Raw genomic sequence first — 13,850 nt, forward strand, 5'->3', positions numbered from 1 at the left:
AGGGCGGAACGCTATGTCCGCGAACAGTTTACGGTCACCTGTCAGCGCTCGCGAGCCAGTGCGCGATAGCTGAGGTTCCACAGCCATTCGACCGGACCGCGCTCGAACCGGCGCAGCCACAGGTGGGCGATGGTGACGATGATCAGCGCGGTCAGCAGGTAGATGCCGACCGTGAACGGGATGACGGCATCACCCGATACCCGCGTGGCGAGCCCGAATCCCCAGCCGTAGCACAGGATCGAGGCGATCAGGTTCTGCAGGATGTAGCAGCTCAGCGCGGTTCGTCCGACCTCGGTGAGCCTGCGACCGACGAACCCGACCTCGGGACGGTGCAGATAGAAGTGCGCCACCAGTGCGAGGATGCCGAACGAGACGAACGACGCGGTGCCGTAGCGGGTGAAGACGAACATATTTCCGCTGCCGGGCACCCCGAGGATCATGTCGATCGGTGCGGCGATACCGAAGCCGACGATCATGAGCCACTTGCGGATACGCGCGCCCTCGGGCCGGAATATGCCGGCCCGGTACAGCTGCGCGCCCGTCAGAAACAGCGCGATCGACATCGGGAACACGAACAGCGGTTCGAACCGGAACGTCCCGAGATTGTGCACCCGGAAGACGACGAGATCCCAGAACGATCCGTCCGCATAGGGATTCGGATCCAAAGCTTTGTGTGGCGAGGAACCCGAATGTTGTCCGGAGATCGATCCGAGCGCCATCACTGTCAGCAGCGCGAAGTGGATGCTTGCCGCAGCGATCAGCCAGCGCCGTTGCGCCCGTTCACTTGTCGCGAGTATGAAGGCGACAACCAGGCCGGTCACCGCGTACCCCATCAGCACATCGTATTCCGCGACGAACAGGAAGTTGACCAGACCATCGAGCAGCAGCAGACCGGCGCGCCATGGGTAGCTGCCTGGCCAGCGGCGTCCGGCGCGCTGTGCGGAACCTTGCTGAATGGCCAGTCCGATGCCGAACATCACGGTGAGCAGCCCCAGGTATTTGCCCTGGACGAATTGCTGCAGCACCCGCTCGAGCCATATCCAGCCGTGCGGGGACTGTTGCAATTCGTGGATGTAGCCCACCATCCCCTCGCGGTTGGTGAGGATCCAGATGTTGGTGCCGAGGGTGCCAAGAATCGCGATACCGCGCAGGACATCCAGCGCCGCCAACCGCGACTTGGTCGGGTGAATCGGTGGGCTGTCGGCCGTGCTAGAGCCTGCCGTGGCGATCGAATCGGTCATGTGCCCGACTATTCCGGAGCCGATCATGGGCCGGATCCTTCGAAAGTACCACTCGAGGTTTGACATCCGGCCGACCAAGACCGTCCATCCTCCCGGTACCCGGATCGACGCCGGCCAAGTGCACATCAACAGTGGGGATCGGCGCGAGATCGCTTGGACGCACGGTGAATTCGAGGCCGTCGATGCAGACGCGGTCAGACCAGCAAGGCTCGGACCTGCGGTACCGCTTCGGCGGGATGTTGCGCGCGGATAGCATCGCCGATCGACGCGAACTGCCACACCCCGTCGGTCTGGAAGACCTTGCCCATCACCAGGCCGGTGTGTGCTCCGCCGCCGCTCAGGTCGTAGCGGGCGATCTCGACTCCGGTCACGCTATCGATCAAGCGACAGAACGCGTTCTCGATGTGTTCGAAGGTTTGCCCCGTGTAGCACGTCACGATGAACACCACCGCGTCGATCCGCGGCGTCAACCTGGTCAAGTCGACGGTGATGATCTCGTTGTCGCCCTTGCCTTCCCCGGTGGTGCTGTCGCCGAGATGGCGCACCGCGCCGTCGCGGGAGATCAGCTGCTCGTGGTAGACCACGTCGACGATCTGATCGTCGGCGAACAGCAGCGCGGCGGCATTGAGGTCAATGTCCTTGCCGGGCGCGCCGAACCAGCGTCGGGCACGGACCGGATCCCAGCCCAGCGCCATGGTGACGTAGTCGAGTGCGATGCCGCCCTCGTCGTGCAACGTGATGAACATGGGGTACCCCCTCTTTCCGGACGACGGCGGCCTCGCTGCCGCCTCGCTGAGCCGTGCTCGTCACCACCACTGCGTCACCGCGCCGATCTGCTGGCCGAGTTCCGGCGCGAGCGTGCGGGCATAGCTGGCGGTGAGATGGTGCTCGTCGCGGTAGACCAGGACGTTGCCCTCGACGACGCGGCACCGATCCGCGCGGCAGACGGCGTCGCTCAGATCTAGCGGATAGACCTGCGGATAAGCGGCCGCGAGCGGTTCGGCCGGGTTGTCGGGTTCGAGCGCGTCGGTACGGTCCATGCCGCAGCTGTCGGCCGACCCGCGGTGCGCAAGACAATCGACGGCGCGGTAGGCGACCCCGTCGCGACGCAGCCACGGTGTGTCGCGGATGGCGAGGGTATTCAGGCCGCGGTCCGACAGGGCCGACCAGACATCGAGATACTCCGGCGGCACGTTGTCCCCGCTGTCGGTGCGCGGGCGGGTGGCGGTGACGAAAACCCAATCCGGTCGCTCGTCGGCCAGCCGGTCCAGCACTTCCTCGGACCACTCGTGGCATTCGGGAAACGGTGCGCGAGCGTAGGACGGCTCGTCGGAGAAAGTGAGTGGGCAGCCTTCCTTCAGGAAGGTCAGAATACGAAAGTGTCGTTCGCTCGCCAGCACTTCGAGCGCGGGCAACCAGTGCTCGGAATGCGATCCACCCACCACCGCGATGGTGCGGGACGCGGATTCGTCGCCGTAGACACAGCTGCGCAGCTCCCGATCGGGTGTGATGCAGCCATCGAAGGTCGGTCGCGGCGCGTCTTTCGAGCCCTCGAAAACCGTGGGCCGCATCCGCTCCGGCGTGCTGCCCGCAGCGGCGGCGAGCACCGCCGCGCCGGGATATTCGGCGGCATCCAGCGCCGCAGGCGGCCGGGCCGGGTTGGCTTTCAGCACGGCTTGCCAGCCGAACGCCGCGATCAGCACGCCGACGCCGAGCAGCACCACGACGGATCCGGTGCCGCGGCGTCGCCATCCCGCGACGGGCGTCGGCGCAGTGCGGGCGCGCAGTGGTGTTTCGATCAGCAGGCACGTCGCGTAGGCCAGCACGAGCGAGGCAACGATCACCAGCAGCCCGCCCTCGAGGCCGGGGGACGGCTCGCCGTATTCGGCGAGATAGAAGATCAGGACCGGCCAATGCCACAGATACAGGGCGTATCCCAGGTTGCCGAGCTCGGTGAGCGGCCGGGTGGCGAGCAGCGTGTTCACCACCGGTAGCCGTGCGGACGGGGTGTTCATGCCGGAGACGATCAGCGCCGCCGCCGCGCCGACCGGGAACAGCGCCGCGGCTCCGGGGAATCGGGTACCGCCATCGATCAGCAGCCCGCAGGAGAGGACACCGGCGAGGCCGAGGATCGCCAGCGCGGCCCGCAGGCGTCCGGGCAGCGAGATCCATGGCGCGGCCACCGCGAGCGCCGCCCCGGCGAGCAGTTCCCAAGCACGAGCACCGCTGTCGTAGTAGGTCCACGCCTGGTGCTCCGCCGTGCCGTTCATCGCATACCAGAACGACATCGCTGCGACGACGCACAGCAGCGCGAGTAAACCCAAGCGGGGAAGGCGTGTGCGCGACGTCCGTCGATACATCCACAGCCAGATCGCCAGCACGACCGTCATCGCGAGATAGAACTGGCCCTGCACCGCCATCGACCACAGGTGCTGCAGCGGGCTCACCGACGGGTCGGGCGCGGCATAGTCCAGCCCGGCATACGCGAGCTGCCAGTTCTGGTAGTACAGCGCCGAGGCCACGGTCTGATCGGCGATATCGCCCCACTGGGTATATGGCCGCAGCACCACCGTCGCGACGACGACCGCCGCGAGCACCACCGTCAACGCGGGCAGCAGCCTGCGTGCGGTTCGACGCGCCACCCGCGCGACATCGATCGCGCCGAGCGCATCGCCGCGGCGCAGCAGCGTGCCGGTGAAGAAGAACCCGGACAACACCAGGAACACGTCGACGCCGCCGGAGACCCGGCCCATCCACACGTGGAACAACACCACCAACGCGATGGCGATGCCACGCAGCCCGTCCAGATCATGCCGATACTCCGGCACCGACAGGCTGCCGGCTCGGTCGATCGCGCTCGCTGAAGGCTGAGCCTTGTCAGTGTCGGGTGCGGCCCCGGTCTCGTGGATGCGCTCGGTACCGATCAACGACCACGCCACCACGAACACACATAACCAAGCAACAGAAACTCCCACAACCAGCCGCCCGACCCGCGATCACGAGCCGGGTTTGCCGACCAGACTTCCCGGCGCACCTCCTGTAAAGATGCCGTAAAAACGCGGTCAGGGCAAACAAGATAGCTGGCAATGGGGTCGCCGTCACGCTGATCCGGATCGGTCCGGCCGCCGAACGAACTGAGTTGTCCACCACAACGATTCACGATTACGACGAGAGCGTGAGGCGATCGGTGTTTCGCGCCGAACCGGAACCGGCGTCGGTCAGCTGAAATGATGAAAGCCCTGGCAATCGAACTGCCAGGGCTTTGGAAAGGTGCGCCATCAGGGACTCGAACCCCGAACCCGCTGATTAAGAGTCAGCTGCTCTGCCAATTGAGCTAATGGCGCTTGCTCCGTGTTCCGGTGCGGGACAAACCTTAACAGGCCGAGGCGGCAGTTGTGAAATCGCCTGCTGACCGGCGCTGATGAGCGTGTCGGACGGGGTGTTAACGCCGAACCCGGCAGTTGGGATCTATCCCGTGTAACACGTCTGTGTCGACGCGGCATTCGCGTTGGTGCGAGCACCTCGCGCTGGCAGAATGACCGAACGTGGTTTCGATCACGCCGCAGGTACGGCGAGTTGAGCGGTAAGCGGTCGGGATCCGAAGCCATCGGTGTGCTTCTGGTGCGCCGGGACTTGAAACGGGGTTGGTATGAGCGTTGGTCGAGGTCGGTGTCGGTGGGTCCGACATATCACCGGACCTGTTGTCGTGTTCGCGGTGGCCGCGCTGGCCTTGTCGGGGTGCTCGTCGTCGAAAACGCCGGATACGTCGTCGGTCGTCATCGACCGTAACCCGCTGTTGGAGTTGATCAAGCCGAAGTTGTTGTCCCCGATCAAGGATGGCGCGATGGGGGTCTCGCCGGGCCTGCCGCTGACGTTCCGGGTCGAGGACGGCAAGTTCACCATCGTCACGCTGGTGAACGCGCAGAACCAGCCGGTGGGCGGCAGGCTGGCCGCCGACGGGCAGTCGTGGGAGAACACCGAGGTGCTCGGGTACGGCAAGGCCTATCGGCTACAGGCGGAGGCGATCGGCCTCGGCGGTGCGAGCTCGGCGACGGTGAACTTCACCACCAGCTCGCCGAACGGCCAGACCCATCCCTACCTGTTGCCCGGTGAGGGTGAGGTGGTCGGTATCGGCCAGCCGGTCGCGATCTCGTTCGACGAGACCATTCCCGACCGTCAAGCCGCCCAGGATGCGATCAAGATCACTACGGAGCCGCCGGTGGAGGGCGCGTTCTACTGGGTGAACAACCGTGAGGTGCGATGGCGCCCCGAGCACTTCTGGGCGCCTGGGACCAAGGTCACCATCGATGTGAACGTGTATGGCCGTGATCTCGGCAACGGACTGTTCGGCCAGGACAATCTGCAGTCGTTTTTCACCGTCGGCGACGCCATGGTCTTCACCGCCGACGACAACACCAAAGAGGTGGTCGTCGAGCAGAACGGTCAGGTGGTGCGGACCATGCCGACCTCGATGGGCAAGGACAGCACGCCCACCGACAACGGCGTCTACATCGTGAGCGACCGGTTCGACAAGATCATCATGGATTCCTCGACCTATGGCGTGCCGGTGAACTCACCGTCCGGATACAAGACGCCCGTCGACTACGCCACCCGAATCTCCTACAGCGGCATCTTCTTTCACTCCGCGCCGTGGTCGGTCGGGCAGCAGGGGTACAGCAACACCAGTCACGGTTGCCTGAATCTGAGCCCGGCCAACGCGCTGTGGGTCTATCAGAACGCCAAGCGCGGCGACATCACCATCGTCAAGAACACCGTCGGCGGAACCCTTTCCGGCGTAGACGGTTTGGGCGACTGGAACATCCCGTGGCCGGAGTGGAAGGCGGGTAACGCCGACCCGCGTTGAGCGACAACGGAAACGGGCCACCAGTGTGCACTGGTGGCCCGTTCGTCGTCTTGGCTCAGGGGAGCATGTTGCAGCCCAGATGCGCGTCGCCGATGATGGCCGTCGCGCTACCGGTCGCGACACACGCCAGCTCGCCGCTGGACCCACTGCCCGCCGATCCGGTGCCGCCGAGCCCGCCCGCCGACCCGCTCGAGGCCGAACCGGAGTCCGGCAGCCCGATACCCGCGGTCGCGGTCCCGGTAGCTGCGGTGAAGAGGGTGGCGCCGACGAAAACTGGGATAACCGCGGAACGCATCACGACCTGTTGTCTCTCTGGTCGAACCGAGGCGGTGTCCCAGCGCCGCCGCCCACGCGCCGGAGTCCACGGACGGGTCGGGCGATCCGTCCGACAATCGGAAGTAGCGTGTTTCACATTGTGACCCCGTCGTTGCCCGGCTTCGGCTATCCGGGCTCGGGCTCCGGGGGGACCTCCACGGTCACCATCCCTGAGGTGGCACCTGGCGTCTTATCCGCGTCGAACACCCTTGCGGCGACCTTCGTCTTGCCCTTGCTGAATTTCTTGTCCTTACTGTAGGGCCCCTGCGTCATCCTGGACTTCCACGCGTGTGGCTTATCGTCGCAGGCGAACTTGTTGCTGACCTCACCTCGCACGCCCTCTATCTCACCATCGTGTTCGTAGTAGTTCCCAGCCAAGACGTACCCGTCGCCGTCGCCGGAACATGAAGCTGTGCCAGTTATTTGCCACCCCGCCACCTCATCTTCCTCGACGACCCATGTGATCTTCGGGTCCACTGTGATGGTCCCGCCGTCGGCGGCCCATGCCGTTGGAGCCGTCGCGGCCCAGCTCATCGCCGCCAATGCCGAAGCAACGGCAGCGATCCATGCGCGATCACACCGCATAGCAACCCCATTCTCGAGTAGCCCGGCCAACCGGGTTCGGTCAGCCCATTGCGTATTCGATCTCGTGAACGTTCTAGATGGGATCAAACCTGGTTCGGGCTGCGCAGCGGACGATCCTGCCTCGAATGGCGAGTCTCATGCGGCCATGGAGGTATCGCCCGGCGCACATGAAAAAGCCCGGGTGGTGGATTTCTCCACCACCCGGGCCTCTCAGGGTGACCGACGGGACTCGAACCCGCGACAGCCAGGATCACAACCTGGTGCTCTACCAACTGAACTACGGTCACCATCACCGGCTGAACACCGGCGCCGTCGATATTAGCGTGTTACCCCGCCGAGTCCCTAATCGGTTTCCGACGCGGCGTTGACCTGGGCCGATTCGGCGGGTGTCGCGGCGTTGCCGATCTCGGCGGCGACCGCGGCGATCTCGGTGGTGGACGGTCCGGGCGGCGCGACGAACGCGGTGCGGCGGTAGTACTCCAGCTCGCGGATGGATTCTTTGATGTCGGCCAGCGCGCGGTGGGCCAGGCCCTTCTCCGGCTGACCGAAGTAGATGCGCGGGTACCAGCGGCGGCACAGCTCCTTGATCGAGCTCACGTCGATCATCCGGTAGTGCAGGTGGGTGTCCACCGCAGGCATGTCGCGGGCGATGAAGCCGCGGTCGGTGGCGATCGAGTTACCGGCCAGCGGCACCGTGCCCGGAGTCGGTACGTACTGCTTGATGTAGTCGAGCACCTGCTGCTCGGCCTCGGCCATGGTGACGGTGGAGCGGCGCACCTCTTCGGTCAGCCCGGAGCGCGCGTGCATGTCGACGACCACCTGCGGCATCGCGGCCAGCGCCGCGTCGTCGGCGTGGATGACCACGTCGACGCCCTCACCCATGATGTTGAGATCGCTGTCGGTGACGAGCACAGCCACCTCGATCAGCTTGTCGCTGTCCAGGCGCAGGCCCGTCATTTCACAATCCATCCACACCACGTATTTATCCGACACGGCAGCAACATTAGCTGTGTCTATTTGGTCACGCCTTCAGCACGGCGTGTTTGCGGCCCTCTTGCTGGGTCGCAAGCCCACCAGCGGCGCGGGCGGGGATACAGTTTCTGCAGATCGGCACAGGCGTTTTCGGTACGACAGCAAACACTGCGTTAGCAGTTCGAGTCAGACCCAGACGGAGGACGTGCGATGACTAGCCCCCAGGAGAAAGCGGCTGCGGCGCGTAAGGCCGCCGAGGAGGCGGCGAAGGTCGCGGCAGCGGCGGCGGCCGCCGCGGAAGCTGCGGAGCGCGAGCTCGCCGAACAGGATGCGGGTGCGAGCGGGACGAAGGCGAAGGCGAAGGCCGAGAGCGCGGCGGCCAAGGCCGACCAGACCGCCGCTGCCGCCGCCGAAGCCGCGAGTAAGGCCGACCAGAAGAAGGCCGATGCCGACGCGGCGGACAAGCCGAGCGCGGGGTCGGCCGCCGCGCAGGAGATCGCCGCCGGGTACGCGTTCGACGGGGTGGCGTTGGAGCTGGGCACCGTGGTGGTCGACGGCGAGGTGGATTCCGCTGCGCGCGTGCGCATTCCGATGCGAACCATGAACCGGCACGGCCTGGTGGCCGGCGCGACCGGCACCGGTAAGACGAAGACGCTGCAGGGCATCGCCGAACAGCTTTCGGCCGCAGGCGTTCCCGTGGTGCTCGCCGATATCAAGGGCGACCTGTCCGGTCTGTCGCAGCCGGGCGCGGAGAACGACAAGCTGAGTGCGCGGGCCGCCGAGACCGGCGCGGAGAACTGGAAGCCGACCGGCTTCCCGACCGAATTCGTCTCGCTCGGCACCAACGGCATCGGCGTCCCGATCCGCGCCACCATCACCTCGTTCGGCCCGGTGCTGCTCAGTAAGGTGCTGGGGCTCAACGAGACTCAGGAATCCACGCTCGGCCTGATCTTCCACTGGGCAGACAAGAACGGCCTCGCGCTGCTCGACCTCAAGGACCTGCGCGCGGTGATCACGCACCTCACCAGCGCCGAGGGTAAGGAGGACCTGAAGGGCATCGGCGGCGTCTCCGCGGCCACCGCGGGCGTCATCCTGCGCTCGCTGGTGAACCTGGAGGCCGACGGCGGCGACACGTTCTTCGGTGAGCCGGAACTGGATCCGAGCGATCTGGTGCGCGTCGCGGGCGGCCAGGGCGTCATCACGCTGTTCGAGCTCGGCGCGCAGGCGGCCCGGCCGGTGATGTTCTCCACCTTCCTGATGTGGGTGCTCGCCGACCTGTTCCAGACGCTGCCCGAGGTGGGCGACGTGGACAAGCCCAAGCTGGTCTTCATCTTCGACGAGGCGCACCTGCTGTTCGCGGACGCGTCGAAGGCGTTCCTGGATCAGGTGGAGCAGACCGTCAAGCTGATCCGCTCCAAGGGGGTCGGCGTGTTCTTCTGCACCCAGCTGCCCACCGACATCCCGAATCAGGTGCTGTCTCAACTGGGTGCGCGCATTCAGCACGCGCTGCGCGCCTTCACCCCGGACGATCAGAAGGCGTTGTCCAAGACGGTGCGCACCTATCCCAAGACCAGTACCTACGACCTGGAGAAGGCACTCACCTCGCTCGGCACCGGTGAGGCTGTCGTGACGGTACTTTCGGAGAAGGGCGCGCCGACTCCGGTGGCGTGGACCAGGATTCAGCCGCCTCGCTCGTTGATGGACACCATTGGCGACGACGCGATCAAGTCGCGCGCACTGTCCAGCTCACTGCACAGCAAGTACGGCCAGACCGTCGATCGCGAATCGGCCTACGAGATCCTGGCTGCGAAAGTCGCTGCGGCAGACCAGAGCCCGCAGTCCGCCCCGGCTCCGGGTCGCTCGCCGAAGGAAGAGGACTCCACCGCCGAGCGAATCATGAAGAACCCCGCCGTCAAGAGCTTCCTGCGTTCCGCGGCGACCGCCGCCGGGCGTGAGATCAGCCGCAGCATCTTCGGCACTCGGAAGCGCTGACAGGCGCACGTTTCTCGATTTCCCGCACCTGGAATCGCACGCGATTCCAGGTGCGGGAAATCAGAAGGCGTGCGGCGGTGGTCAGCTCGCGTCGCGGTCGAGCAGGTCGGGCTCGCGACGCACGAGTTGCGCGTAGTGACCCTCGCGGACGGCGATGACGCGGGTGCGCGGGGATCCGTGCTGGTAGGCGCCGGTGCACGGTACGGCGAGTAGTTCGCCCGTGCGCAGGTCGGCGGGCAGCCGGGCGTCGGTGGCGAGGATGACATCGCCCGCGCGCCCCGCGACGGTCGCGGTCACCAGCGGACCGCTCGCCCGCCGGTTCGCCACCACCATGCCCGCGAAATCGCCTGTCCTGGTGCGGGTCTCGCTGTCGATGACGACGGAGACGTGTCCGCCGTCGCTGTACTTGACCGACAGCACCCGATACAGGGTGACCCCGGCCCGCGCGACGATCCCGCGTCCCGGTTCGAGCGCGACGTTCGGTCGAGGGAAGTGCTGCCGCGCGCACGCCGCGTCGAGGGCGTCCTCGATGATGGCGGACAGCTCGGTGAGATTCATTTCGGCGTCGCCGTTGCGGTAGGCGATCGCGTGCCCGCCGCCGAGGTCGAGATCGGTCAGGATGCGGTCGTGGTCGTGCCGGACCAGCGCCATCTCGGCGATCATTCGGCGGATCGCTTCACCGTAGTGATCGGGGTTGTAGATCTGCGAGCCGAGGTGGCAGTGGAAGCCGATCAGATCGAGCAGCGGCGTGCCGAGTACCTGCGCCACGGCCGCGGCGGTGGCGTCGCCGAGCGGGAAGCCCACGGGGTTGTCCTGCCCCGAGTCCCGTTCGATACCGGGCGAAACCCGCAACAGCACCCGCTGCGGCCGGTCGGCGACGGCGGCGAGCAGGTCGACCTCGGCGAGCGAGCCGAGCACGATCCGGCCGACCCTGCGGGCGACCGCGATCGCCAGCGTTTCGCGGGATACACCGTTGGCGTGCAGGATGATTCGCCTCGGGTCGACGCCCGCGTCGAACGCGGCGATCAGCTCGCCGGGCGAGCAGACAACCACCGAGAGCCCCTCGTTGGTAATCCAGTCGGCGACCGCGCCGACCAGCAAGGCCGTTGCGGCGTAGGCGATCTCGGCCTCGGGGAAGGTCTTGCGATACGCGCGGCAGCGCTGTCGCACCTCCCGCTCGTCGAGCACCCGCGCGGCGGTGCCATAGGTGTCGGCGATGTCGGTCAGCGCGACGCCGCCGACGACGATCCGGCCCTCGGCGTCATATCGCGCATCGGAGGGCCATACCGCGGAATCCAGGTGCGCGGCCGTGCCCGACCGCATCGGCGCGAAGAAGTCCACAAGCGTCACGGGTGCTCTCCTGATCCGCTCCCCGTTTTCTCCATCTGCGGGGCCTACCAAGAACTACGCCCCGGAACCGGGCGCGGGAAGGGCGCTTAGCGCAACATTGACCACCCCCGACCTGATCTTGACGAATCGCTGACACACCGGCCGCGCGGCCGGGAATGCCGCGCGGTCCGGGGTGGGTCGGTCAGCTCAGCAGCCGACGTCGCGGCACATCAGATCCGCGACGGTCTCCCGGCGCACCAGCTCCCGGCACTGCCCGTGGTACACCGCGACGATCGGCGGGCGGCCGACGCTGTTGTAGGACGAGGCCAGGCTGTGGTGATACGCGCCGGTGCACGGCATCGCGAGCACCTCGCCGGGCCGCAGGTCGACCGGCAGCTGCACGTCGGTGGCCAGGATGTCGCCGGACTCGCAGAAGCGGCCCGCCACGGTCGCGGTCATGCTCGCGCAGGTCGGGTGCCGGTTCGCCACGACAACGCTGTAGCGCGCGCCGTACAGCGCGACGCGCGGGTTGTCGCTCATGCCGCCGTCGACGGTGACATAGGTGTGCCCACCCTCGATGTGCTTGACCGACAGCACCCGGTACAGCGTCACGCCCGCGTGCGCGACGATGGCCCGCCCGGGCTCCAGCGAGATGTTCGGGCGCGGGAAGTGCTGGCGCGCGCAGGCCGCGTCGAGGGCGTCCTCGATGATGGCGGCGAGCTCGCCGAGGTTCATCTCGGCGTCGCCGGTGCGGTAGGCGACCGCGTGCCCGCCGCCGAGGTCGAGCTCGGTGAGCAGGTGGCCGTGGTCCTGGCGGACCCGCGCCATCTCGGCGATCACCCGGCGCACGGCCTCGCCGTAGTAGTCCGGGTCGCTGATCTGCGAGCCGAGGTGGCAGTGGAAGCCGATCAGGTTCAGCTTCGGTTGCCGCAGAATCCGCGCGACCGCCTCCGCGGCGGTGTCACCGCCGATCGGGAAGCCGAACTTCTGATCGGTGACGCCGGTGCGGACCGCGGGATGTCCGTGCACGTCGATGCCGGGGGACAGGCGCAGCAGGACGTTCTGCGAGTCGGTGACCAACGCGGAGAGCAGTGTGATCTCGGCCAGCGAGTCGACCACGATCCGGCCGACCCCGGCCTTGATCGCGGCGGTCAGTTCGTCGAACGATTTTCCGTTGCCGTGCATGATGATTCGGCGGGGGGAGACGCCGGCGGCCAGCGCGATGGCCAGTTCGCCGGACGAGCACACGTCCACCGACAGTCCCTCCTGGGAAACCCAGTTGGCGACCGCGCGGATCATCAACGCCTTACCCGCGTAGATGATTTCGGCCTCGGGGAAAGCTTTGCGGTAGGCCCGGCAGCGCTCCCTTACTTCGCGCTCGTCCAGGACATAGGTCGGAGTGCCGTACTGATCTGCGATGTCGGCCAGTGCCACCCCGCCGATCGTGATCCGGCCCGCGTCGTCGTAATGCGTGTCGCGCGGCCATACGGCCGAGTCGAGGCGTGAGGGCATCCCCGACTTCAGCGACGGGAAGATTTCCAGCAGCGTCACGGTGTCTCCTGTGTGCGCCCCCGCTATTCCGTATGCGGGGCCGCTGTCAGGACTACGCCGCTTTCCTCTTGGGCAAACGTCCAGCTTACGACTGCTTGACGACCGAGAGCCCGATCTTGACGGATCCCTGACCTGGTCGTGACGGGGGTCTCCCTACCCGCCGAGCTTCTTGTAGAAGGCGCCCGCGATCGGCGCGGTGACCGCGCGCGGACCGTACTGGCCCGCCACGCTCATCCCCTTGCTGATCAGGCCGGGAACGATCCGCATCTTGTTGCGGGCCAGCGCGTCGATGGACACCTTCGCGGTGTACTCCGAGGACACCCACATGAAGTCGGGAACCAGCCGGTCCACGATCGATGCGTCGGCCGGATCCGGCACATCCGTGCGTACCGGGCCCGGTGCGAGCAGCGTGACATGCACGCCGGATCCCTTGAGCTCACCGCGCAGCGATTCGGAGAAGGTATTGGCGAACGCCTTACTGGCCGCATACGTGGCATTGTTCGGAATCGGCATGTTCCCCGCCGCCGACCCGCTGATCAAGATGCCGCCACCGCCGCGAGCAATCATCCCCGGCAGCACCGCAAGCGTAAGATCGTGCACCGCAACAGCATTCAGCTCCATCTGGGAGCGCTCGTAACCCGGATCCAACTCGGCGACCGCCCCGAACGTGGCAATCCCCGCGTTGTTGCACAAAATCGCGATATCGCGCGCCGACAACTCCTCCACCAGCGCCCCACGCTGCGCCCGGTCCGCCAGATCCACCGCCCGCACCTCGGCCGCGATCCCATGCGCCAACGTCAACCGCTGCGCCAACTCGGTGAGCACCTCACCCCGCCGCGCCACCAGGATCAACGAATAGCCACGAGCGGCCAGTTCAGCAGCCAGCGCAGTCCCGATACCAGACGAGGCACCGGTAACAACCGCACGATTCTCAGAAGTAGGGGAGGGCAAGCTCACGCCAGGAGCCTATGCGATCCACCCCCGCCGACCCCTAGTCGAGG

Annotated in this window: 11 protein-coding genes and 2 tRNA genes; 2 read left to right on the forward strand and 11 right to left on the reverse strand. The window is 66.6% G+C overall.

Annotated elements, in window-relative coordinates:
* Positions 1-41 precede the first annotated feature (41 nt).
* From ABZ942_RS40325 to ABZ942_RS40340, 4 genes are all read right to left on the reverse strand, one after another.
* Positions 42-1,241 carry a DUF418 domain-containing protein gene (locus ABZ942_RS40325; protein WP_357391537.1) on the reverse strand — a complete coding sequence of 400 codons (1,200 nt, stop codon included), beginning with the start codon at positions 1,239-1,241 and terminating at the stop codon, positions 42-44.
* 194 nt (positions 1,242-1,435) lie between these two features.
* Positions 1,436-1,987 carry a TerD family protein gene (locus tag ABZ942_RS40330; protein WP_357391538.1) on the reverse strand — a complete coding sequence of 184 codons (552 nt, stop codon included), beginning with the start codon at positions 1,985-1,987 and terminating at the stop codon, positions 1,436-1,438.
* Positions 1,988-2,047: 60 nt separating this feature from the next.
* On the reverse strand, positions 2,048-4,180 hold the full coding sequence (locus ABZ942_RS40335) for an acyltransferase family protein (protein ID WP_357391539.1): 2,133 nt from the start codon (positions 4,178-4,180) through the stop codon (positions 2,048-2,050).
* 332 nt (positions 4,181-4,512) lie between these two features.
* Positions 4,513-4,585: transfer RNA gene (locus ABZ942_RS40340), tRNA-Lys, on the reverse strand.
* A gap of 305 nt (positions 4,586-4,890) precedes the next feature.
* On the opposite strand from ABZ942_RS40340, the gene ABZ942_RS40345 reads away from it, so the two are divergent.
* Positions 4,891-6,105: an Ig-like domain-containing protein gene (locus ABZ942_RS40345; protein ID WP_357391540.1), complete on the forward strand. Its 1,215-nt coding sequence runs from the start codon at positions 4,891-4,893 to the stop codon at positions 6,103-6,105.
* 55 nt (positions 6,106-6,160) lie between these two features.
* Here ABZ942_RS40345 and ABZ942_RS40350 read toward each other — a convergent pair whose 3' ends face one another.
* The 4 genes from ABZ942_RS40350 to orn form a co-directional block, all read right to left on the reverse strand.
* The gene (locus ABZ942_RS40350) at positions 6,161-6,400 is read right to left on the reverse strand and encodes a hypothetical protein (RefSeq protein WP_357391541.1); all 240 of its coding nucleotides are present in this window, start codon (positions 6,398-6,400) and stop codon (positions 6,161-6,163) included.
* A 146-nt stretch (positions 6,401-6,546) separates the two neighbouring features.
* Positions 6,547-6,954, reverse strand: coding sequence for a hypothetical protein (locus ABZ942_RS40355; RefSeq protein WP_357391542.1), 408 nt, complete (start codon positions 6,952-6,954; stop codon positions 6,547-6,549).
* A 265-nt stretch (positions 6,955-7,219) separates the two neighbouring features.
* Positions 7,220-7,292, reverse strand: a tRNA-His gene (locus ABZ942_RS40360).
* Positions 7,293-7,347: 55 nt separating this feature from the next.
* Positions 7,348-7,998 carry an oligoribonuclease gene (gene orn, locus ABZ942_RS40365; RefSeq protein WP_357391543.1) on the reverse strand — a complete coding sequence of 217 codons (651 nt, stop codon included), beginning with the start codon at positions 7,996-7,998 and terminating at the stop codon, positions 7,348-7,350.
* 189 nt (positions 7,999-8,187) lie between these two features.
* Between orn and ABZ942_RS40370 the strand changes: the two genes are divergently transcribed.
* Entirely contained in the window at positions 8,188-9,969 is a 1,782-nt protein-coding gene (locus ABZ942_RS40370; protein ID WP_357391544.1) for a helicase HerA-like domain-containing protein, read from the forward strand.
* An 81-nt stretch (positions 9,970-10,050) separates the two neighbouring features.
* Here ABZ942_RS40370 and ABZ942_RS40375 read toward each other — a convergent pair whose 3' ends face one another.
* The 3 genes from ABZ942_RS40375 to cmrA all read right to left on the reverse strand — a co-directional run bounded on the left by ABZ942_RS40375 (position 10,051) and on the right by cmrA (position 13,806).
* Positions 10,051-11,319, reverse strand: a complete 1,269-nt coding sequence (locus tag ABZ942_RS40375; protein ID WP_357391545.1) for a diaminopimelate decarboxylase — start codon at positions 11,317-11,319, stop codon at positions 10,051-10,053.
* Between the two features lie 186 nt (positions 11,320-11,505).
* Positions 11,506-12,849 carry a diaminopimelate decarboxylase gene (gene lysA, locus ABZ942_RS40380; RefSeq protein WP_357391546.1) on the reverse strand — a complete coding sequence of 448 codons (1,344 nt, stop codon included), beginning with the start codon at positions 12,847-12,849 and terminating at the stop codon, positions 11,506-11,508.
* A 153-nt stretch (positions 12,850-13,002) separates the two neighbouring features.
* A complete protein-coding gene (gene cmrA / locus ABZ942_RS40385; RefSeq protein ID WP_357391547.1) occupies positions 13,003-13,806 on the reverse strand; it encodes a mycolate reductase in 804 nt (267 codons plus the stop codon).
* Positions 13,807-13,850: the final 44 nt, after the last annotated feature.

Source organism: Nocardia sp. NPDC046473, assembly GCF_040645995.1.
GTDB lineage: Bacteria > Actinomycetota > Actinomycetes > Mycobacteriales > Mycobacteriaceae > Nocardia.

Coding starts and splice junctions, on each gene's coding strand:
- ABZ942_RS40325 (WP_357391537.1), bottom strand. CDS start 1,241: ATGACCGATTCGATCGCCACGGCAGGCTCTAGCACGGCCGACAGCCCA.
- ABZ942_RS40330 (WP_357391538.1), bottom strand. CDS start 1,987: ATGTTCATCACGTTGCACGACGAGGGCGGCATCGCACTCGACTACGTC.
- ABZ942_RS40355 (WP_357391542.1), bottom strand. CDS start 6,954: ATGAGCTGGGCCGCGACGGCTCCAACGGCATGGGCCGCCGACGGCGGG.
- ABZ942_RS40345 (WP_357391540.1), top strand. CDS start 4,891: ATGAGCGTTGGTCGAGGTCGGTGTCGGTGGGTCCGACATATCACCGGA.
- ABZ942_RS40350 (WP_357391541.1), bottom strand. CDS start 6,400: ATGCGTTCCGCGGTTATCCCAGTTTTCGTCGGCGCCACCCTCTTCACC.
- ABZ942_RS40370 (WP_357391544.1), top strand. CDS start 8,188: ATGACTAGCCCCCAGGAGAAAGCGGCTGCGGCGCGTAAGGCCGCCGAG.